21 protein-coding genes are annotated in these 21,570 nt (G+C 60.9%); 9 read left to right on the top strand and 12 right to left on the bottom strand.

The genetic code is table 11. The annotated features are described in order from the left end of the window. Positions 1-131: 131 nt before the first annotated feature. Positions 132-488 carry a protocatechuate 3,4-dioxygenase gene (locus tag ACW4DH_RS06320; RefSeq protein ID WP_459635509.1) on the top strand — a complete coding sequence of 119 codons (357 nt, stop codon included), beginning with the start codon at positions 132-134 and terminating at the stop codon, positions 486-488. Beyond that, complete coding sequence (locus tag ACW4DH_RS06315; protein WP_459635508.1) at positions 488-1,342, top strand: class III extradiol dioxygenase family protein; 855 nt, start codon at positions 488-490, stop codon at positions 1,340-1,342. The genes ACW4DH_RS06320 and ACW4DH_RS06315 overlap by 1 nt, the downstream gene beginning before the upstream one ends. A gap of 135 nt (positions 1,343-1,477) precedes the next feature. On the opposite strand, the gene pobA is transcribed toward ACW4DH_RS06315, so the two are convergent. Further along, entirely contained in the window at positions 1,478-2,662 is a 1,185-nt protein-coding gene (pobA, locus tag ACW4DH_RS06310; protein WP_459635507.1) for a 4-hydroxybenzoate 3-monooxygenase, read from the bottom strand. A gap of 180 nt (positions 2,663-2,842) precedes the next feature. Here pobA and ACW4DH_RS06305 point away from each other — a divergent pair, with 180 nt between their 5' ends. Then, positions 2,843-3,724: a helix-turn-helix domain-containing protein gene (locus ACW4DH_RS06305; protein ID WP_459635506.1), complete on the top strand. Its 882-nt coding sequence runs from the start codon at positions 2,843-2,845 to the stop codon at positions 3,722-3,724. Positions 3,725-3,734: 10 nt separating this feature from the next. Here ACW4DH_RS06305 and ACW4DH_RS06300 read toward each other — a convergent pair whose 3' ends face one another. Next, the gene (locus ACW4DH_RS06300; RefSeq protein WP_459635505.1) at positions 3,735-4,448 is read right to left on the bottom strand and encodes a GntR family transcriptional regulator; all 714 of its coding nucleotides are present in this window, start codon (positions 4,446-4,448) and stop codon (positions 3,735-3,737) included. Positions 4,449-4,862: 414 nt separating this feature from the next. Here ACW4DH_RS06300 and ACW4DH_RS06295 point away from each other — a divergent pair, with 414 nt between their 5' ends. From ACW4DH_RS06295 to ACW4DH_RS06285, 3 genes are all read left to right on the top strand, one after another. Next, positions 4,863-5,930, top strand: a complete 1,068-nt coding sequence (locus ACW4DH_RS06295) for an aromatic ring-hydroxylating dioxygenase subunit alpha (protein ID WP_459635504.1) — start codon at positions 4,863-4,865, stop codon at positions 5,928-5,930. Between the two features lie 87 nt (positions 5,931-6,017). Next, positions 6,018-6,989, top strand: coding sequence for a PDR/VanB family oxidoreductase (locus ACW4DH_RS06290; RefSeq protein ID WP_459635503.1), 972 nt, complete (start codon positions 6,018-6,020; stop codon positions 6,987-6,989). Between the two features lie 124 nt (positions 6,990-7,113). Then, complete coding sequence (locus tag ACW4DH_RS06285; RefSeq protein ID WP_459635502.1) at positions 7,114-8,418, top strand: MFS transporter; 1,305 nt, start codon at positions 7,114-7,116, stop codon at positions 8,416-8,418. 106 nt (positions 8,419-8,524) lie between these two features. On the opposite strand, the gene pcaG is transcribed toward ACW4DH_RS06285, so the two are convergent. The 6 genes from pcaG to ACW4DH_RS06255 form a co-directional block, all read right to left on the bottom strand. Beyond that, positions 8,525-9,160, bottom strand: coding sequence for a protocatechuate 3,4-dioxygenase subunit alpha (pcaG, locus tag ACW4DH_RS06280; protein WP_459635501.1), 636 nt, complete (start codon positions 9,158-9,160; stop codon positions 8,525-8,527). Between the two features lie 19 nt (positions 9,161-9,179). Further along, on the bottom strand, positions 9,180-9,929 hold the full coding sequence (pcaH, locus tag ACW4DH_RS06275; RefSeq protein ID WP_459635500.1) for a protocatechuate 3,4-dioxygenase subunit beta: 750 nt from the start codon (positions 9,927-9,929) through the stop codon (positions 9,180-9,182). Between the two features lie 97 nt (positions 9,930-10,026). Beyond that, entirely contained in the window at positions 10,027-10,953 is a 927-nt protein-coding gene (gene pcaQ, locus ACW4DH_RS06270; RefSeq protein WP_459635535.1) for a pca operon transcription factor PcaQ, read from the bottom strand. Continuing rightward, entirely contained in the window at positions 10,940-12,163 is a 1,224-nt protein-coding gene (locus ACW4DH_RS06265) for an MFS transporter (RefSeq protein ID WP_459635499.1), read from the bottom strand. Before ACW4DH_RS06265 ends, pcaQ begins: the two co-directional genes overlap by 14 nt. Before the next feature lie 133 nt (positions 12,164-12,296). Continuing rightward, positions 12,297-13,328 (bottom strand): alpha/beta fold hydrolase, encoded by a 1,032-nt coding sequence (locus ACW4DH_RS06260; RefSeq protein WP_459635498.1) that lies wholly within the window; start codon positions 13,326-13,328, stop codon positions 12,297-12,299. 152 nt (positions 13,329-13,480) lie between these two features. Next, on the bottom strand, positions 13,481-14,503 hold the full coding sequence (locus ACW4DH_RS06255; protein ID WP_459635497.1) for a cyclase family protein: 1,023 nt from the start codon (positions 14,501-14,503) through the stop codon (positions 13,481-13,483). A gap of 286 nt (positions 14,504-14,789) precedes the next feature. Between ACW4DH_RS06255 and ACW4DH_RS06250 the strand changes: the two genes are divergently transcribed. From ACW4DH_RS06250 to catC, 3 genes are all read left to right on the top strand, one after another. Next, complete coding sequence (locus tag ACW4DH_RS06250) at positions 14,790-16,121, top strand: short-chain fatty acid transporter (RefSeq protein WP_459635496.1); 1,332 nt, start codon at positions 14,790-14,792, stop codon at positions 16,119-16,121. A gap of 74 nt (positions 16,122-16,195) precedes the next feature. After that, positions 16,196-16,492 carry a YciI family protein gene (locus ACW4DH_RS06245; RefSeq protein WP_459635495.1) on the top strand — a complete coding sequence of 99 codons (297 nt, stop codon included), beginning with the start codon at positions 16,196-16,198 and terminating at the stop codon, positions 16,490-16,492. A 49-nt stretch (positions 16,493-16,541) separates the two neighbouring features. Further along, on the top strand, positions 16,542-16,832 hold the full coding sequence (catC, locus tag ACW4DH_RS06240; RefSeq protein ID WP_459635494.1) for a muconolactone Delta-isomerase: 291 nt from the start codon (positions 16,542-16,544) through the stop codon (positions 16,830-16,832). Positions 16,833-16,955: 123 nt separating this feature from the next. Here catC and ACW4DH_RS06235 read toward each other — a convergent pair whose 3' ends face one another. The 4 genes from ACW4DH_RS06235 to mdlC form a co-directional block, all read right to left on the bottom strand. After that, positions 16,956-17,150: an SDR family oxidoreductase gene (locus ACW4DH_RS06235; protein ID WP_459635493.1), complete on the bottom strand. Its 195-nt coding sequence runs from the start codon at positions 17,148-17,150 to the stop codon at positions 16,956-16,958. 20 nt (positions 17,151-17,170) lie between these two features. Continuing rightward, positions 17,171-18,622: an aldehyde dehydrogenase gene (locus tag ACW4DH_RS06230; protein WP_459635492.1), complete on the bottom strand. Its 1,452-nt coding sequence runs from the start codon at positions 18,620-18,622 to the stop codon at positions 17,171-17,173. Positions 18,623-18,803: 181 nt separating this feature from the next. Next, complete coding sequence (locus ACW4DH_RS06225) at positions 18,804-19,826, bottom strand: TRAP transporter substrate-binding protein (RefSeq protein ID WP_459635491.1); 1,023 nt, start codon at positions 19,824-19,826, stop codon at positions 18,804-18,806. 108 nt (positions 19,827-19,934) lie between these two features. Beyond that, entirely contained in the window at positions 19,935-21,524 is a 1,590-nt protein-coding gene (gene mdlC / locus ACW4DH_RS06220) for a benzoylformate decarboxylase (RefSeq protein ID WP_459635490.1), read from the bottom strand. Positions 21,525-21,570: the final 46 nt, after the last annotated feature.

Genomic DNA, 21,570 nt, shown 5'->3' with positions numbered 1-21,570 from the left:
CCGCACGGGAAATGCCATCGCGCCGATCGGCTCGATTCACGATGCCATGCCAGTACACCAGGCATGAATTAAAACCGGCCGGAGAACGCTTTTTTCATAGCGTTTACCGACTTCTTTCATGGAGGTTCGCCATGTCAGCTACGCAGGACCGCTGGGGCATTCCCGGCACGTATGTGTTCGATCTGGCCTTGTCCCGTCAGGGATACCCTATCAACAAGATGTGCAACTCGCTCAAGGACCCGGAAAACCGCGAGGCGTTCAAGGTCGATGAAGAAGCTTACATGGCGCGCTATGGCCTTTCGGAAGAGCAGAAGCAGGCCATTCGCGACCGCGACTGGCTACGCCTGACGCAACTCGGCGGCAATCTGTTCTTCTTTCTCAAACTCGGCGCCACGCTGGGCTACGGCCTGTATACCATCGGTGCGCAGATGCGCGGCGAAAGCTACGAGCAGTTCATGGCCACCCGTAAAGTTCCAGGAGCCGTCTAATGGCTAAGATCGTCGCCGGCATCGGCTCTTCCCATGTGCCCTCCATCGGGCGCGCCTATGATCAGAAGAAACAGGCCGACCCGGCTTGGCAACCCCTCTTCGAAGGCTATGAGCCTGTCAAGCGCTGGCTTGCCGAAGAGGTCAAGGCGGACGTGGTCATCCTGGTCTACAACGATCACGGCACCGAGTTCTTTCTCGACAGCTATCCCACCTTCGCCCTCGGCGTTGCCGACAGCTATAAGGTGGCCGATGAAGGCTACGGCAGGCGCCCCCTGCCCGACTTTCCCGGTGACGCGGCATTCTCAGAGCATCTTGCCACTTCTCTCGTTGCCGATGAGTTTGACCTGACGCTGTGTCAGGAGATGGCGCTGGATCACGGCTTCTTGACCGCCATGCCACTGCTATGGACACACGACGAAGATCAATGGCCGGTCAAGGTCGTACCATTGCTGGTCAACGTCATCCAGCATCCGCTGCCGACCGGGAAGCGCTGTTACAAGCTGGGTCAGGCGATTCGTCGTGCCGTTGAGGCGTACCCGGAAGATCTGCGCGTTGTCGTGGTCGGCACCGGAGGCCTGTCGCACCAGCTCAACGGCGAACGCTTCGGTCATATCAATGAAGAGTGGGATCGCCAGTGGTTACAGCGTATCCAGAGCGAGCCGGAAGCCCTGACCGCCCTCTCCCATAAAGAAGTCATGACATCTGCCGGCGCGGAGGGAGGCGAGGTCATCATGTGGTTCGTGATGCGCGGCGCCATGACGGAAGAGGTCAAGGAGGTCCATCGTTTCTACTATGCACCGATGACAACCGGTATCGGACTCCTGGCTCTGGAAGATGCCGAGAAGAGCCCATAGCCGATCGACAACACGCCTGTAAGCCACATGCGCCCAAGAATGATTACGGCCGTTGTCCGCCGTAATCATTTGCCGCTTCATTCCGGTGGGCTTGCTGACAGGGAAACGGCACTGCACTCGCGCGTATGACCGTCCCTATTCCAGGGACTCGTAGGGTAGACCCACGTAGTTCTCGGCAATGGTACGCTGCCCGGCGTCGGAGCCGGTATAGTAGTCGAGTTCAGCCTGCTGAATACGGCGCTCGAAGTCCTCCTCGCGGGAGAACTTGTGCAGGATCGAGGTCATCCACCACGAGAAGCGTTCGGCCTTCCATACCCGGCGCAGGCAGGTCTCGGAATAGCGCTCGATCAGGTCGCTGCGGCCTTCCTGATAGACCTTGACCATCAGCCGGTACAGGGTGTTGACGTCGCTGGCGGCAAGGTTGAGCCCCTTGGCCCCGGTCGGCGGCACGATGTGGGCGGCGTCTCCGACCAGGAACAGGCGGCCGTACTGCATGGGCTCGGCGACAAAGCTGCGCAACGGGGCGATGCTCTTCTCGAGGGAGGGGCCGGTGACCAGCTTGACCGCGACATCCTCGGGCAGACGCGACTTGAGTTCCTCCCAGAAGCGTTCGTCGGACCAGTCCTCGACTTTCTCGTCTTCCGGCACTTGCACATAATAGCGGCTGCGCGTCTCGGAACGCATGCTGCACAGCGCGAAGCCGCGTTCGTGATTGGCGTAGATCAGCTCGTCGGATACCGGCGGAGTGTCGGAGAGGATGCCCAGCCAACCGAACGGGTAGACGCGTTCGAAGGTCTTCAAGCGGTCGGCAGGAATACAGGTGCGCGAGATGCCGTGATAGCCGTCGCAGCCAGCGACGTAGTCGCAGTCGAGCCGATGCGTCTGGCCATCCTTCTCATAGGTGATGTAGGGCGCATCGCTGTCCAGATCGTGGGGCTGGGCATTCTCGGCTTCATAGACCGTCGTCGCGCCAGCGGCCTCGCGGGCCATCATCAGGTCACGGGTGACCTCGGTCTGGCCGTAGACCATCACCGTCTTGCCGCCGGTCAGGCCCTTGAGGTCGATACGTACGCGGCGATTGGCGAAGGCCAGTTCGAAGCCGTCGTGGGGCAGTCCCTCCTGCTCCATGCGAGCATCGACCTTGGCCTCGCGCAGCAGATCGACCATGCCCTGTTCAAGCACGCCGGCGCGGATGCGTCCCAGCACGTACTCGCCGGAGCGACGCTCTAGAACCACGTTGTCGATACCCTGCAGATGCAGCAGTTGGCCGAGCAATAGGCCCGAGGGACCGGCGCCGATGATGGCGACTTGCGTCTTCATTGTTCACTTCCTCATGCAGGGCACCGCGCCATGCTCAACCTGCCATTGACGCGGTGTCGTCAGGGTATACTTGTATTTTTCGCTGATAGCTGCCGAACAAGAAGGCATTTTCGGCGTCAGGACTTGGACATTCCCAAGATCCGACTTTAACTTTCGTCGTAGTCTCAGGAGGCCGGGGCAATGTCTTACACCCTCACGCCGGATGCAGTGCCGGTATTCAAGCTATATGGCGAAACCCGCCACTGGCCGACGCCGGACCTGCTGCACTGCGAATCGATCGCCGAGCGCAGCCGCCTGCACGACTGGCACATCAAGCCCCACCGTCATGGCGACTTGGTGCACCTGCTACACATTCAGGCCGGCGAGGTGGAACTACATCTGGAGGGTGCCCAGCTACAACGCGAAGGGCCGCTGCTCATCGTCATTCCCCAACTGGCCATTCACGGCTTTCGCTTCTCGCACGATATCGACGGCCATATCATTACCCTGGCCCGCCCCCTGGCGACGCAACTGGTGCAGCGTCTCGGTCCTCAGGGCCGCGTGCTCCAGCAACCCGCCTGTTATCGATTGAGTGATACGGAGCAAGTGAATATCTCTACACTGGTTGCGGTACTCAAACGGGAATATCGCCGCCAGGCTCCGGGTCGCGACATCTTGCTGCATTCGCTGATGAGCGCCCTGAGCGTCTACGCCGGACGTCAGGCACTTTCCGGGCAACCCCGCCGGCGTCTGGGTGAGTCCCGGGGGCAGGCCCACATGAGCCGGTTTCAAGCGTTGATCGATGCCCGCTTTCTTCAGCAGCCGAGCATCGAAACCCTGGCGGCGGAACTGGGCCTCACCTCGTCACATCTCAATACGTTATGCCGGCACCTGGCGGGACGCAGCGCTTTGCAGCTGCTGCACGAGCGTATCCTCCTCGAGGCCAAGCGCCACCTGACGTATACCAACATGACGGTCAGCCAAGTCGCCGAAGGGCTCGGTTTCTCCGAGCCGGCCTACTTCACCCGCTTCTTCAAGCGGCACACCGGGCTTTCGCCTCGGCAGTTCCGCCAACGGCAATAAAGGTTGCCCGCTACGCCCCGCCTCGTCTTTGCGTCATGATGTTCGCAGTATCGCCGAGACCGAACAGCTTGCCGTAGCGCAGGCCGATATAAGCATGCTCGCGCATCAGCATCTCCGCCCGGGCGCTTTCACCGTTGGCCAGCGCCTCGAACACCAATTGATGCTGCAGATGAGCGAGGCGTAGCTTCTCGAACTCTCGCTCCAGCGCTTGGGTATCCATGATGATCGAGTCCGACGAGGCGAACGGCAGATGGTTGTTGCGGGTGATGGCGTCGGCAATCGCCATGCTGTGGGTCGCTTCGATGATGGTGGTGTGGAAGCGGCCGTTGAGCGAACTCCAGCAGGCGATATCCTGCTCGGTAAGATACCCCTTGCCCAGCAGTGCGGCGCTCTCCTCCAGGCACGCTTGCAGTTGGGTCCGAATTTCCTCCGACATGCCCCGCTCGGCCAGACGGCGGGCCGCCAGTCCCTCCAGCACGCCGCGCACCTCCAATGCGCAGAGCACGTCCTCCTCGGTGAACTCGCGGACAAAAAAGCCTCGCTTGCCCGCCTTCTGCAATAGTCCCTCCTGCTCCAGCGTGCGAAAGGCCAGACGAATCGGCGTGCGCGACACACCGAAGCGCTCCGCCACGGGGATCTCGGCGAGCCGCTCGCCGGGGGCATAGTCGCCTTCAACGATCAGCTTGCGCAGGCTGGCAATGACGCTGGCAGTATCTTTACTCACGACGTCTTCCTGTCTCGATAGGGGAAAGGGACGGCCTGCCACCCAATTGGATCCAAGTCGTCCCATCGACGATTCCATGAAAACCTCAAAAACCTTGCTGAATATCAAGCCTTCGAAGCATTTAGACTAATGTCTAACCATTCCAATCGTACTGCTTCGAGAAATATTCCTCTTACCCATATTAAATTTAACTTTTTGAATTAAAACAATTTTCAAAAATGTAAGCCGCGCACAATATTAGCCACTTTTAATTTTTAACCAAAAGTCTAAATAGTCACCACGCGATTTCGTGTCCACCATGAAGGCCATCGGCTTGACACCAGAAAAGCCGAAACATAACAACTTTGGATCCAATCCAACATTTACCGCCTTACACCTGACCACCGTGATGACACCTCAGTGAGGAGAAAAATAATGTTCCCCAAGAATACCTGGTACGTCGCCTGCACCCCCGATGAGGTCGAAGACAAACCGCTGGGACGTACGATCTGCAACGAACAGATCGTCTTCTTCCGTGCCGAACAAGGCAAGGTGGCGGCCGTCGAGGATTTCTGCCCGCATCGTGGCGCCCCGCTGTCACTCGGCTACGTGCGCGATGGTCAGCTGGTCTGCGGTTACCATGGCCTGGAAATGGGCTGCGACGGCAAGTGCTCCAGCATGCCGGGCCAGCGCGTGCGTGGCTTTCCCGCAATTCGCAGCTATCCGGTCGTCGAGCGTCACGGTTTCATCTGGGTATGGACAGGCGACGCTGAACTGGCCGACCCGGACAAGATCCCCGAACTGCATTGGGCCAACAACCCCGAGTGGGCCTACGGTGGCGGCCTGTACCACATCAATTGCGACTATCGCCTGATGATCGACAACCTCATGGACCTGACCCATGAGACCTACGTGCACGCCACCAGCATCGGCCAGCCGGAGATCGAGGAAGCGCCACCGGAAACCAAGGTCAACGGCGAGGAAGTGCTCACCATCCGTCATATGGAAAACATCCCGGCGCCGCCCTTCTGGCATACCGCCCTGAAAGCGGCCCTGGGTGACGACAACCTGGCCGAAGGCGTGTCCGTAGACCGTTGGCAGATCTGCCACTTTACGCCACCTAGCCATATCCTAATCGAAGTCGGTGTTGCACAAGCCGGCAAGGGCGGCTATGACGCACCTGCCGAGTATAAGGCGTCGAGCATCGTGGTCGACTTCATCACCCCTGAAACGGAAACCTCGATCTGGTATTTCTGGGGCATGGCGCGCAACTTCAATCCGCAGGACGAAGCGCTTACCGATAAGATTCGCGAAGGTCAGGGGCAGATCTTCGCCGAAGACCTGGAGATGCTCGAGTCCCAGCAGCGCAATCTGCTCAAGTATCCGGATCGCCGCCTGCTCATGCTCAACATCGATGGCGGCGGCGTTCAGGCCCGGCGCATTATCGACCGTATCCTGACCGAGGAGCGGGAGCAGTCATCCAGCGCTGCAGTCGCCAGCTAAATCGCCTTCGCCCCACGATGAATGGTCCAGGCTCCAATAGCCGGGACCGTTCATGGTTTGCTGGCGCCTACCGACATGAGGTTCACCATGAGCAGCAAAGACACTCTTTCCCTGTTCGTTCAGGTCACCAAGAAGCACAAGGCCGCCGAGGACATCTACACCTACGAGCTGACCGATCCGCATGGGCGCCCCCTGCCTGCCTTCAGTGCGGGTGCTCACGTGGATGTTCGGATCAAGGAGGGGCTGGTCCGTCAGTATTCGCTGTGCGGCCACCCGCAGGAGCGCGACCGCTATCTGATCGGCGTGCTGCGGGAGCCTGCCTCACGCGGCGGTTCCGAAGCCATGCATGATGAGATCAACGAGGGCGACCTGCTGCAGATCAGCGCACCCAAGAACCACTTTCCGCTCGAGCCTGCCAAGCGCACGCTATTGTTCGCCGGCGGCATCGGTGTCACCCCGATCCTATGCATGGCCGAACGCCTGTCGCATACCGATGCGCAATTCGAGATGCATTACTGTGCCCGTTCCCGGGATCGTATGGCCTTTCTCGATCGCCTCGAGCAGTCGACGTATGCCGATCGCGTCCACTTCTACTACGACGACAAGCCCGATGCCGGCAAGCTAGACGTCGCCTCGCTGGTGGCCGAGCCCGATGCCGACACGCATATCTATGTGTGCGGCCCCGGCGGCTTCATCGATCACGTGATGTCGACCTGCAAGGCCCAGGGTTGGCCAAGCGAACAGCTGCATACCGAGTACTTCACCGGCGCAGTGCAGGACACCTCCGACGACGAGAGTTTCGAGGTCAAGATCGCCAGCAGCGGTGCAACCTTCACGGTACCCAAGGACAAGACGGTCTACGAAGTGCTCAGCGAGAACGGCATCGAGATCATGGTCTCCTGCGAGCAGGGCGTTTGCGGGACCTGCCTGACCCGCGTACTCGAAGGCGAACCCGACCATCGTGATCTGTATCTCGAAGACGAGGAACATGCCGCGAACGACCAGTTCACGCCCTGCTGCTCACGCGCCAAGAGCAAGATGCTGGTACTCGACCTTTGACCTTCAGGCGCCGCGCAACATAACAATTCCCCTCCCATCAGTGGCGCCTATTACAAACTCCACACCGACATAGGTTCCAGCAATGACGACAAAGGATCCTCGCGATCTGATCAAATCAGACGCCATGTCCCCTTTTCAAGTCTGGATAGTTTCACTATGCACGTTAATTGCCGCGCTGGACGGCTTCGATGTTCTGGTCATAGCCTTCACCGCCCCGGTCATCGCCGAAGACTGGAGTGTAAGCGGCTCTTCACTGGGCATTCTGTTCAGCGCCGGTCTGCTCGGCATGGGTATCGGCGCATTTCTGGTCGCCCCGCTCGGCGACCGGCTGGGGCGCCGCCCGACGGTGCTGCTGTGTCTATTCCTACTGTTGGTCTCGATGCTGGCCTCGGCCATGACCAGCACTGTCTACGAGCTTTTCGCCGCGCGCCTGGTTACCGGCGTCGGCGTCGGCGCCGTGCTGGCCACCGTCAATATCGCCGTGACCGAGTACGCCAACGACCGCCGGCGCAGCCTGTGCAATGGGATTATCTCATTGGGTTACCCCGTCGGCGCCACCCTGGGCGGGCTGATTTCGGTTTTCCTGATCGATGCCTACGGATGGCGCGCGCCCTTTATCTTTGGCGGCGTGGTAGCCCTGGTGCTGTTCCCACTGGTCTGGGCAAGCTTTCCCGAGTCGCTGGATTTTCTGCTCGAGCGTCAACCGCACAATGCCTTGGGCAAGGCCAACCGAATCCTGCCCAAGCTGAAGCTGGCAAAGCTTGACGAGTTGCCGCCCAAGCGTGAAGCCAAGGTACAAAAGGCTCGACCGCTCGAGCTGCTCAGCGGCGGTCATCGAGTTCCATTCCTGGCCGCCTGCGGCATCTATTTCTGTATCATGATGACGGCCTACTTCGTGCTCAGTTGGACACCCAAGATCCTCACCGATGCCGGGCTGAGCCTGAGCGGCGGGATTTCCGGCTCGATGTTGCTGAGTATCGGCGGCGCCGTGGGCTGTCTGCTCTATGGCCTCCTGGCGGCACGTATCGGCGCCAAGCGCCTGGCCGCCGGGGTACTGGTGCTGCTGTTCAGCATGATGATGGTATTCGCCACGATCCCCTACCAGCCACTGCTACTCACCATCGTCGCCTTGACGTTGGGCTTCTTCCTGTATGGTGCCATCGCCGTGCTCTACGTGGTGATTCCCACCACCTTCCCTACGGCCCTGAGGGGTACCGGTACCGGGCTAGCCATGGGTATGGGGCGAGTTGGCTCGGTCATCGGTCCGGCACTCGCGGGAGTATTGATCGATGCCGGCTGGGAGCGTCCGATGTACTTCCTGGTGCTGGCTCTACCGCTTATCGTCGCCACGCTGTTGCTCAGCGCCCTGAGCAGGCGTGCCTCGAAAGAGGAAACGTCGACGGGAGGAACGGCTGTCGAGGCGAGCTGAAGCTTTACGCCAAGCCACGCCAAGCCACGCCACGCCAGACACACCACTACTAAAAAGCCGCTGCCCGAAATGAACTGGGCAGCGGCTTTTTGCAGTTCGGCCGATTTCAGAAATCGAAGAACACCGTCTCGCCTTCGCCGCGCAGACGAATGTCGAAGCGGTAGCGCACCTTGCCGTTCTCGCTCTCTTCACGCCTGGCGATCAGCGTCTTGCGGCGCGCCGCGGATTCCACCGCGTTGAGAATCGGGCAAGCGGCGTTGGCCTCGGCCTCGTCCTCGAAGTACAGCCGGGTATTGAGCTGCATGTTGATGCCGCGGGCAAACACCGCCAGGTTGATGTGCGGTGCCTGAGGCTTGCCGTTGCAGCCCCCCACCATGCCCGGCTTGACGGTGGTCAGCGACCACTCGCCGCCGGACTCCACGGTGGTGGCGGTACGCCCGAAGCTGTTGAACGGTTTCTCGAGATCAAAATCGCATTGGTATGCGCCGTTGGCGTCGGCTTGCCAAGCCTCGATGAAGGTGTCGCGCACTAGATCATTGTTGCCATCGATCACGGTCCCCACCACCTCGATGAGCTCGCCTTCGGCATCCGGCGTGGCCATGCGATTCCAGATTTCTTCCTGGCGCGGCGGCAGGCCGGCAATATCCAGCGCCAAGCCGATGTGCACGTAAGGTCCGGCGGTCTGCGAGGCGGTTTCGCGCAGCATCAACTCGGCGGTCGGTGTTGAGTTCGGTTGTTTCATGAACGTTCCCCTGATCGTCTCACACGTTCTCGAAGTAGGTCTGCAGCTCGCCACGCGTGACGATATCGAAGCGGTAGGCCAGGCAATCCATGGGACGGCTGTGCGCCATGTCGAGGCGACCGGTCATGGTCTGTACGGCTTCCGGATCGTTGAGAGTCCGCACGATCGGACAGATCGGAATCAGCGGATCGCCCTCGAAGTACATCTGGGTGACCAGCCGCGTGGAGATCGACGGCCCCATCACCGAGACGTGAATATGCGAAGGGCGCCAGGTATTGATGCCGTTGGGCCAGGGATAGGGGCCGGGCTTGATGGTGCGGAAGCGATACCAGCCGTCCTGATCGGTCAGGCAACGCCCCACGCCGCCGAAGCTGGGGTCGAGCGGCGCCAGGTACTGGTCTTTCTTGTGACGATAACGGCCGCCGGCGTTGGCCTGCCACATCTCGACCAGGGTATGCGGTACCGGCTTGCCGAACTGATCGGTTACCCGGCCGAACATGATGATGCGCTCACCCACCGGCAGGCTGACATTAAGGTTGCCTTGATGCTCGGGGTTCTCGCGAAAATTGAGCAGCAGGTCATTATCGTGCGGCCCCATGCGCAGGTTGTGGAAGTCAGGGCCGCTGACTTCGGATACGCTCGGTGCCTGCAGGCTGACCAGCGGTAGGCTCGGCGAGCGGGCCACGGCGGTCTTGTAGCCGGGCGTATAGGCGACGGGATGCCAGGTACGGTCGCGCTCGACAAAGCGCTTGCCTTCGTTCAGGGGCATTAGGTTTCTCCATGGGGCAGGCTTGTTATGCGACCTATTGTCGCCGGATGCACGCGGATGCCAAGTGAAATTTCGCATCCCAGCCATAACCCTGGAGTTATGCATCGATACGACTTTCCGCTAACTTGCGCAGTTGATCGCAGAGTTGCTCGGCGGCTTGGGAGAGCGACAGGGTGGTATTGACGCACATGCCGACCGAGCCGCCATGCACCTCGAGCGTGACCGCTAGCTGCACCAATCGCCGGCTGGCGAGATCATCGCGCACCGCATCCAGCGGCGCGACCCAAACCGCCTGAGTGGTGCGTACGTAATGCCGGCTGAAGACCAGCGACAGGGTCTCCACGGCGATCGGCGGCGCCAGGCCGCCCTGTTCGACCCAGAAGCGCTCGACCTGATCACGCAGCGTGGTCTGCGGCGGCGGTACGACCCAGGGGTAGGCGGCGAGCGTCTCCGGATCGGGGTCGGTATGTTCCGCCAGGGGGTGATCGGGCCGCGCCACCAGAATCAACGGTTCGTGGTAGAGGTGCTCGAAGCTCAGTCCACGGATTTCGCGAGCCTCGCTCATGCGTCCGACCACGATGTCCAGCTCGCCCAGACGCAGCCGCGACAACAGATAGCTGCTGGGACCGGTCACCACGCGCACTCGAACGCCAGGGGCCACGGCATGCAGCCTGGCGATGGCCCGGGGCAGCAGGTCCTCCTCCACGGTGGTCAGCGCGCCCAGGCTTACCGAAGCGGTTTCCGCCAAGGGCTGACTGACCGCCATCATGCCTTCCTGCAGGCTCTTGAGCGCGGGCCCGGCATGGCGCAGCAGCGCCAGGCCGGGTTGGGTCAGGGCCATGCCCCGCGGGCCGCGTTCGAAGAGTGCGACGCCCAGATACGCTTCGAGTTCGCGGATGGTCTTGGACATGGCCGGCTGGGTGATCGCCAGTACGTTGGCGGCACGCGCGATGCTCTGGCGCCGCGCCACCTCCTGAAAGGCCAGCAGATGACGCAGCTTGATACGCGAATCAAGCGGCCGCATCACGCCGGCACCCCCGTAGCCCGATCAGCGCCAGCAGCGAAATCACGACTCCCGGCAAGAAGGCCATGCCCAGCCCGCCACCGACATCGCGTAGCCAGCCGCCTACCACCGGAATCAGAAACACCCCGCCATACCCCAGGCACAGCACCCCGCTCATCATCCGCGGCACGCGCTCGGCCGAGACCAGCCAGGGCGGCAGGGCCATGGCGAACACCAACAGCGAGCTGGTCATGAAGCCGAACGTCGCGGCAGCCACCACCACCCCCCAGCCTACCGGCCACAGCAGCGCGGGAATCAGCGCCACGGCCACCACAATCAGGACGGCGACCGGCCAGCGCCGCCCCACCAGGCGATCCGCCCACACCACCAGGAGTCCCGAGGAGACCAGTTGCGCGCCGTTGAGAGCCGCCAGGCTGGCATTAAGCAGATCGAGCCGACCATGCGCTTCGAGAATCGGCGGTAGAAAGACGTTGCCGCAGAAATACAGCCCGCCGGCACATGCCAGCAGTATCGACAGGCGCCACAGCAGAGGATCGCGCCACTCGGGCCAGGCACGCGATGGCGAAGGGGATACGACTGGGCCGGGTATCGACGTGGCCGACGCACGCCAGCGCAGCAGCGCCAACAGCAAGAGCGGTACCGGCAGCATCCAAAGGGCGAAGGCCCATTGCCACTGCGCGCCCAGCCAGTGGGCTGCCAACGGCCCGGTCAAGCCTGCCGCCAGCAGCTCACCGGCCAGCAGACCGTTGGTGTAGACCGCCGAGGCGCGTCCGATGTGCGCCGGTAGCCACTGCTTGGCCAACACCGGGACACCGGTCTGCAGCAGCGCCAACCCAATGCCCATGAGCGTGGTCATCGCCAGAAAACCGATGATGTCCTCCGGCCATACCCTCAGGGCACTACCCAGCGCCATGATCGCCAGTCCCCAGCCCAGGGTCTTCAGCGTCCCCAACCGCGACAATAGTCCCCCCGCCAGTAGCGCGCCTCCGGCCAGGCATAGCAGCGGCAGGCTGGTGGCAATGGCCAGTTCACTGTTGGTGAAGCCCAGCTCTCCCTTGAGTTGGGGAATCAGCGGCGGAACGACCAGCACTCCCAGACGCAGATAGAAACCCAGCCCCCACAGCAACAGGTAAACCGGCAGCGACGAACTCGGGCGTGAGGTCTCAGGGTGAGTCGTCGACTCTGGCATGTGCGTCAGGGAATCGGCCATGGAATATTCTTCTGTCAGCGGCAAGGAAACGCACCCAGGCAGACAAGTGCCGCCGGCCTGGGCAATCATTTATAGGCCGCTAACGTTCCCCGTCACGCTTGCCCCTGTCAATTGGTCTTACGTCTGCGAAGGATTAGCGCAAGACCCACCGGGACGTCTCGTCCAGTACGTCGTGGATCTCATTGGCAATGAGTTCCGGGTGATCCTCGGGATTGAAATGACGCGCGCCGGGAATGCAGCGCACCGGCGGTGCCCCCAGCAGCATCGCCAGCCGCTCGGCCGACTCGAGGCTCAGCGGATCCTTCTCGCCCCATACGATGCGCACGGGAAACTCGAGCCTGCCAGGCATGCGGGCGGCGACGTCCAGCGTGTCCTGCGCACTCATGTGCCGGACCTGATTGGCAAAACCCGCCGGTCCGGTGGGACGATTGTAGGGCTCCCACAGCAGCGTGGCCGACTCCAGCCCCAACTGCGGGTCGTCATGCCCCAGATTGCGAATGCCGGCGTGGAAAAGCTGCATCACCACTGCTGGCGGAAGATGTTCTATCGCCCCGTTCATCTTCTTGGCGGCTTTCATCAACGCCACCGGCCAATTATCGAAGGCCACCACATCGGTCAACACCAGGCCCGCAAACAATTCGGGGCGCGCGGCCAGCAGCGCCTGCACCACGCCACCTCCGACATCATGACCGACGAAAACGGCACGCTCGATACCCTGATCCTGCAGCCAGGCGGCAAGATATTCGGCCTGCCGGGGAATGGAGATATCGCGCCCCAGCCCCTCGTCGATCGAATGGCCAAAGCCCACCAGTTCCCACGCCAGACAACGGGTTCCCGCCTCCTCCAGTTGCGGGATAACGTAGCGCCAGATGCGCGGATTGGTGGGAATACCGTGCACCATGACCACCGGCGGCCGCTCGGCATCGCGTTCAAACCGCTGAGGAGGATGCTCGGTCCCCTGCGAACCGTGCTCTTCCCAGCGCATGACGATGCCGTCGATCAGGGCGCTGCGCGACAGCTCTGGCGCCACGGGCAACCGACGGTTGTCGCGACGCGCGTTCAGTGCCTGCTTCTTCTGATAGGCACTGTACGCGACCCAGGCCGCTGCCCCGAACAGCGCCAACCGGCCCAGCGATGGCGACTTGCGCTTATGCTTGCTCTCCATGACCACTCCTAGTCGCCAATGCACTGCGCATGGCGCGTTGGAAACGACAAGCCGCGCACCGGGCGGCGCACGACACGATGTTTGTCGTCAGCATAGTTGCCGTCTCTTGCCACGCAAGGCACGGCACGGCACGGCCTAAGCTATGTTCAGGTTCACACGGTGGCGATAGGTGTCACCGGAGATCCTATAGCTCCCGGAAGACGAAGCGGTGGGGCCGTCAGTAGAAAGCGATGGCGCTGATGGCCTTTAAGCCAGTCAGCGAGATCTTTGAGATACCACAGTTCGGCAAGAGGCAGCCCTAGCTTGAACAGGCAATGGTGATGTAGGGGCAGCTTGGAGCAACAATCAGGTTCCAGTTCCCGATCCAGGTTCTCCACTGCATAATTGTCGGCACAAATCGCTGCAATACCGCTTGCGCTGATCCAATCAAGCAATTCCCTGTCAGTTCCATCGAGCACCGCTCCCGTCCGGCTCAGTGTCGCCACGTCGGGCTGTCCGCCCATGTCCAGTAGCGCTTCCGCAAACCCAGTACGTATGACGAGCATGTCGCCCGGCTCCACCGCGATCCCGAGCGTCTCCAGAGCGGTGGAAAGCTCCTTGTAGCCCACGACGGTTCTCCCAGCGCCGTAGACTTCCTTGAGATCCACTAGGACGCCGCGCCCCTGCATCCCATGCTCGGCCATATTTTCGACGCCCAGCTTCGCTGCATAGGAACCGTGCGGTCTTTCTTCACCCTCATTGAAACTCAGAACGTCCTGTTCCGCGAGGTAGCCGTTGTAATAGCACCTCTCGGGGACACCGTCCCCGTCAGCATCGAACAAGGCACCGACATGAGCGAGTGAGTCCCACTGAGTGGAGTACTGCATCGACAAGAGCACTTGATCATCACTGATCACATCCTGTAATCCTGGCTCATTATTGGCCAAGGCGAAATTAATGTACTTATCCTTCCCGAGCACAGTGGGAAAAAGCTTGGGAGGGAAGCGCCTCGGATTGAGCAGATTCCCCCCTGGAATGTTCAAGGGCAAGGATAGACAGAACGTTTTTCCCTCCCTGACCTCCTGTACACCTTTCAGTACTTGTGCCTTGCCAATCAAGTTGATCCGTCCGCGCTGATCGTCATTCCCGAACTCGCCCCAGTTACTTCCTTCGGGGCGGCGTCTCCATTCAGTCATCGCGAGATTCCCTCATTATTTGTCTTTCCTTGCATCTCTGACGTTCCAATTATTTCGCTCACAAAAAAATGAAAACTCTGTCAGAAACAACCCCATCGCTTTATCTTAGTTATTATCTTTATTTTCTCTAAACCATCGATTTAAAGATATTTTTTAATTAACGAAACGCTGAGACCAATGTCTTATTGCGGGCCATTGATTATCAAGCAAACATCAAAACATTATACGAACAATAGTACGCGTTGCGGACAACGTGCAAGCAACGCGCTAACGAAATGAGGCCTCCATGAACGCTCTTGCCAACTTCTTCACACGCATGATCAGCAGGTATATGCCTGACCCGTTGGTCATCGCGATATTGCTGACGTTATTGACGGTCATTCTGGCAATTACCCTGGAAGGCACCTCGCCCACCGAAGCCATTCGCTATTGGGGCGATGGCTTCTGGAATCTGCTGGCCTTCAGCATGCAGATGACAGTCATCCTGTTGGCTGGTTACATCCTGGCCAAGACCCCAATCGTCGACGGCACGCTCAATCGCATCGCCAGTTACGTCAAGACGCCCTTCATGGCGATTGTCGTGGCGACCTTGGTCGGCGCGATAGGCAGTTGGCTTAACTGGGGCTTTGGCCTGGTTATTGGCAGCATCGTCGCGCAGAAACTGGCGCTCAACGTGAGAGGGCTGCATTACCCTCTCGTCATCGCGGCCGCCTATTCGGGGTTTTCCCTTTACGGCATCGGCCTCTCCGGCAGCGTTCCGCTGCTGATCGCCACGGAAGGCCATTTCCTTCAGGACGAGATAGGTCTCGTTCCGCTTACCGATACCATCTTCTCGCCCATCCTGCTGATAACGACCCTGTTCATCATCGTGACGCTGCCCTTCTTCAATGCCTGGCTGCACCCCAAGAACAGAGACGAAATTCAGGAGATCGATCCCGCCACGGTGGCAATCCCCACGCAGGACATGCCCGAAGGGCAGCACCGGACCATAGCGGACAAGCTCAATGACAGTAAGGCGGTGGGCATCATCATCGGCTTGATGGGTATTGCCTACGTCGCGCTTTATTTCGCCGATGGCGGCTCGCTGAATCTCAACACCGTTAACTTCATCTTCGTCTTTCTGGGGATCCTGCTTTTTGCCTCACCACGCCAGTATCTTGCGGCACTGGCCGATGGCGTCAGAATCGTGGCGGGTATTATCGTGCAATATCCCTTCTACTCGGGAATCATGGCAATACTGGTCGGCTCAGGGCTTGTCGTATCGTTCGCTAATCTCTTTGTCGATATCTCCACGGCGCAGACCATGCCGATCTGGTCCTTTATTAGCGGCGGCCTCATCAATATCCTGGCCCCGTCGGGCGGAGGCCAATGGGCCGTACAGGGCCCGGTCATGGTCCAAGCGGCCACCGAGTTGCATGCCTCTCACGCTGCCACGGCCCTTGCGGTCCAAATTGGCGATCAGTGGACCAACATGATCCAGCCCTTCTGGATACTTCCTGTCCTGGCCATCTCCGGACTGAAGCTGCGCGATGTCATGGGTTACATGGTCCTGATTCTTATTTATTTGGGCATCATCTTCGGCTCGGCCATCCTGATCTGGGGTTACCTTTCCGCCTGACCGGGCACGCCCGCTGCGCATACCGCCCGATGGTTGGGCGGTATTACCGTTTCCATTCCAGCGAGGGGAAAAACATGCCGTTCATGATCGAGACATTCGACAGGGCGGGACAGCACGACTTGCGACTCGAGACTCGTCCCGAACATCTCGCCTATCTGGATCGTCACAAGGCGCTATTGATCGCCTGCGGCGCCAAGCTTTCGGATGACAGCACCCATGCCTCGGGTGGCCTCTATCTGGTGGACGTGGAGTCACGTGAGGAAGCGAGACGCTTCATCGAAGCGGATCCCTTCCATCAGGCCGGGCTGTTCGACAGAATCGAGATCGTCCGTTGGCGCAAGGCCTACGTGGCAGGACAAAGCTTTCTATAGTGGCCGAGGGAGACGTCTCCCTCGGCGACCCGCTCCTACAGGTGTCAATATGCTGTTTCACGTCGAAATGGTCGTCCAGCTTCCGCCCGACATGCCCCAAGAACAGGCCAACGAAATCAAGGCCCGCGAAAAGGCTTATGCTCAACAACTGCAACGGCAGGGAAAGTGGCGCCATCTCTGGCGCATCGCCGGCAGTTACGCCAATGTCAGTATCTTCGATGTCGAGGACAATGCCGAACTGCAGGAACTCATCAGCGGTCTGCCGCTCTTTCCCTATATGAAAATCGGCGTCAGGCCGTTGTGTCGCCATCCCTCCTCCATTCACGAGGATGATCGCTGAACGAGCTGGTTCCTTGGCATAGCCGACTTCCCGTTACCGTCGCAAGCAAAGCGGACATGGCGTACTCGAGGGCACGCCATGTCCGCTTTTTTTCATCACCCGCACCGGGCTTGCAGACCAGCCTCAGGTCGGCGCCGGCCCGAACGTCGCCCCGCCGCAGACGAACAGGGTCTGTCCGGTGATGAAGCCGCTTCGCGCGTCGCAGAAGAAGCTGACGGCCTGCGCCGCGTCGTCCGGCTGGCCTATGCGCCGCAGCAGGGCGATGACCTGACCGATGTTCCTGGCACCGCCGGTCACCACGACGCTTTCTTGAGACATGTTGATCCACTTCTTGTGGGTTAGATGGGATAGTGGCGCGGTCCTGTCTGCATCGTGATCCAGCGCAGGTCGGTAAACTCGGCGATCCCCGCCTTGCCGCCGAAGCGTCCGTAGCCGCTGGCCTTGACACCACCGAAGGGCATCTGCGGCTCGTCGTGCACCGTGGGCGCATTGATGTGACAGATCCCCGACTCTATCCGTCGTGCTACGCGCAGGGCACGCGCCAGATCACGGCTGAATACTGCCGCCGACAGGCCATACTCGCTATCGTTGGCGACGCGGATTGCCTCCTCCTCGTCCTTGACGCGTATCATCGCCACCACCGGACCGAAGGATTCCTCGCCGTAGAGGCGCATCTCCGGTGTGACGCCGTCGAGCAGGGTCGGCTGCACGATCACACTGTCCGATTTCCCGCCCGAAGCGAGGCGCGCGCCCTTGGCCGTGGCGTCGTCGATCAGCGCGTTGAGCTTGTCCACCGACTCACGATTGACCAGCGTGCCCAGAGCCATGCCCGCCTCGCGAGGGTCGCCTGCGCGCAGGCTCTTGGCCTTGACAGCCAGCTTCTCGGCGAAGGCGTCGGCCACGCTTTCCACCACGACCAGTCGCTCGGTGGACATACAGATCTGCCCCTGATTGAAAAAGGCGCCGAAGGCCGCCGCCGACACCGCGTCGTCGAGATCGGCATCGTCGAGCACTACGAAGGGGGCCTTACCGCCGAGTTCGAGTAGCACCGGCTTGAAGTGGCGGGCCGCCGTCTCGGCGATGATGCGCCCGACCTGGGTGGAGCCAGTAAAATTGATACGCCTGACCGCAGGATGTTCGATCAGCGCCGCGGCCACCTCCGGCGCCTGCTTCGGGGCGTTGGTTATCACGTTGACCACGCCTGCGCCCAGCCCGGCCTCGTTGAGTACCGTCCCGATCAAACGATGCACCCCGGGACACTGCTCGGAGGCCTTGAGCACTACGGTGTTGCCACATGCCAGCGGTGTGGCGAGTGCCCGGGTGCCGAGGATGATCGGCGCATTCCACGGTGCGATGCCCACCACCACGCCGCAGGGCACACGGATGCCCATGGCCAGACTGTCAGGCACGTCGGAGGGAATCACCTCGCCGCCCACCTGAGTGGTCAGCGACGCCGCCTCGCGCAACATCTTGGCGGCGATCATCACGTTGAATCCGGCCCAACCCGGCGTGGCGCCGATCTCGTTAACCATCAGCTCGACAAATTCGGCCTGGCGGGCTTCCATGGCATCGGCGGCCTTGAGCAACCGCGAACGCCGCTCGCCCGGCCCCAGTGCCGACCATTCGTCGAAAGCCGCTTGGGCAGCATCGACGGCGGCACGCGCATCGGTAACCGAAGCCGCGGCGGCTTCGGTTACCGCCTCACCGCTCAGAGGGTTGTAGCGGGTAAAGGTGGCGCTATTTTCAGCGGGGCGCTCTGCGCCCGCGATCAACAGTTCAATGTTTTCCATGGCCGTTTCTTTCCGCGTTCCAGTTGTTGTCTAGACATGATCGTGTCAGCCGATGCTCACCAATATGCAACTGCAATGCCATCATTAGTTGCATGTCATCAAAGGATATTTACCGACTACTGCATGGGTCCTTGCGAGACGTTCGCCTAGTCGCGGCACCAGGCCAAACGGCCATGCCTCTTTATATTTTGCAGGCAGCATCACGCAGCTCAAGAGCGGCCTGGTACACCTCCTGCGCATTGTCGATACCACGTTCCTGCAGGCTTTGCAGATAGTGTCGAGTTCCTTCTTCCAGAGGACCCGACCACTGGGGATCGTTCAGCGGGTCACTCACCGCATGGAGCGTGTCGCCCTGATCGATGGCCTGCTGTTTACCTTCCGCGTCCATTCGCTGAAAGACTTGGCTAGCGTTCCGCGCCCACGGCATGCCGCTGTGCTCGTCGATGACCTGTTGCATCTTCGGAGAGAGTCGCTCATAGGGCTGCGAGTTCATCGTCGCCAGGATCGCCCCGGTGTAGTAGGGAATGTCTAGGTGGTAATTGACCAATTCATTGATCTGAAAGACCTTCATGGCTTCCCATGGAAAGCTCAGGCCATCCATGACGCCACGCTGCAAGGAGGCATAGATGTCCGGTGCCGGCATGCTGATCGGCTGAGCCCCCATGCTGTCCATCATCTTGCTGGAGACCTCGCTGGGCGTGCGCATGCGCAACCCTTTCAGATCGGCGGGTGTGCGGATCTCGGTATCGCGAGTGTGCAGCGACGCCGGCCCGGTAGTGAACAGGAACAGCACATGCGAATCGGCATATTCCTGAGCGAGATATCCCTGATCGTAAAGCGACTGCAGGATACAGGCGCCTTGCGGCGCGCTGGAGGAGACGCCGGGCAATTGAACGATCTCCGACAGCGGGAATCGGCCCGCCGTGTAGCCTTGCAGCGTGACCGCGATGTCGGAAATCCCGTTGACCGCGCCCTGATAGGCCTTGTCGGCTTTGCTGAGCGTCTGCGAGGGGAAAACCTGCACCTGCAGCTCCCCGTTGGAGGCCTCCTCTACCCGGCTCGCCCAGGCCTCGATGATATCCTGATTGATCGCGGATTGTGCCGGCCAGGGATGGGAGACACGCAGCGTGGTGGCAGCGTTAGCGGTACCGCAAAGCCCCGCGACAGCGACCGCGAGCAGACAGCGTGAAATGGCATGTCTCATATGAGTGGCCTCTTTTATCGTTGTATTGGCATGCGTCGGTTCAGTTGATGAGATATGGCATCGAGTAACCTCGAACAGGGGTAACCTCCTTGTTCCGAACCGTCGGGTTCAGGGCTCGATGGTCGTGGTCGGTACCTCGATGACGATCGGCTTGGAGGTATCGGCCAGTGCCGCGGCGAAGGCGCGTTCGAACGCCTCGCGGCTGTCGGTCATCACCGACTCGACCCCATAGCCCTTGGCGATGGCGCAGAAATCCAGGCCCGGTACATCGAGACCCGGCGCATCCTCGGCCTCGAGCATGCGTGAGAACCAGCGCAATGCACCGTAGGTGCCGTTCTTGAGGATCACGAACACTACCGGAATCCGGTACTGTGCAGCGCTCCACAGCGCGGTGATGGCATAGTTGGCCGAGCCATCGCCGATCACCCCGATCACGCGGCGCTCTGGCTGGGCCAATTGCGCGCCCACGGCGGCAGGCAGGCCGAAACCAAGCCCGCCGGCAGCGGGGAAGAAGTAGCTGCCGGGCGTTTTCATCTCGACGCGCTGCCAGAACGCGGTCACCGTCGAGGTCGACTCCTTGACGTAGATGGCGTCTTCGGGGGCCAGGTCGTTCATCACGTCGAATACCGTCTCCGGCGTCAGCATGCCCTCCGGATCGCGCTGCGGTTCCGGCATGGGTAACGCTTGGGGCATGGCACGTTCGCTCTGCCTGATGCGTGGCAGTACGGCCTCGAGGGTCGCGGCGATATCACCGACCAGCGCGTCGCCCATCGGTGCACGCGCCGCCTCCTGGTAGTCGCAGGTCAGATGGATCAGATGGGCACCGGCGGGCAGGTAGCGGCCCGGCGCATACTGGTGATAGCGAAACACTGGCGCACCAATCACCACGATTAAATCGTGGTCGGCCAGCAGGCTGGAGATGCCCTGGATCGCTGCTGGCAAGACGCCGCGAAAGCAAGGGTGCCGGGTCGGAAAGGGACAGCGCGAGGCCGACGGCGCGACCCAGGCCGTCATGCGAAGCCGCTCGGCCAGTGCTACAGCGAGATCGTTGGCGCGGTAGGCATCGACATCGGGGCCGAGTACCAGTACGGGCTTTTCAGCCTCGTTGAGGCGCGCGGCCAAGGCGTCGAGCTGCGCCTCGGAGGGCAGCCCGGCGCTGGCTACCTCACGCTCGCTCAACAGGACGGTTTCATCACTGACTTCCTGCGCCCAATCGTCGTGAGGAATCGAGACGTAGACCGGGCCGCGTGCCGGTAGATTGGCGGTATGGATCGCCTGACTCAGAGCCCGCGGTACATCTTCGGGGCAAGCCGGCTCATAGCTCCACTTGACCAGCGGTCGCGGCAGTTGCGGCGCATCGACATTGGCGAGCATCGACTCGACGCCAATCATCGAGCGTGCCTGCTGACCGGCGGTCAATATCAGCGGCGAATGGGAATACCAAGCGTTGGTCAACGCCCCCATGGCATTACCCGAACCCGCCGCGGCATGAAGATTGACCATCGCCGGCTTGCCACTGGCCAGGGCAAAGCCATCAGCCATGCCGACCACCACACCCTCATGCAAGCCAAGGATATAGCGAAAGTCCTCGGGGAAGTTTTTCAGAAACGGCAGCTCGTTGGAGCCAGGGTTGCCGAATACGGTGGTCAGCCCCTGGCGGCTCAGTAACTGATAGGTCGCGGAATGTACGGTTGGCATCGCTAGCGTCTCGTATTGGCAGATTCGTAGGCTTAGCCACACGCTA

Source organism: Halomonas sp. WWR20, assembly GCF_054602495.1.
Note: the sequence above shows the minus strand (reverse complement) of the source record. Positions and strands in the feature narration are given on the sequence as shown.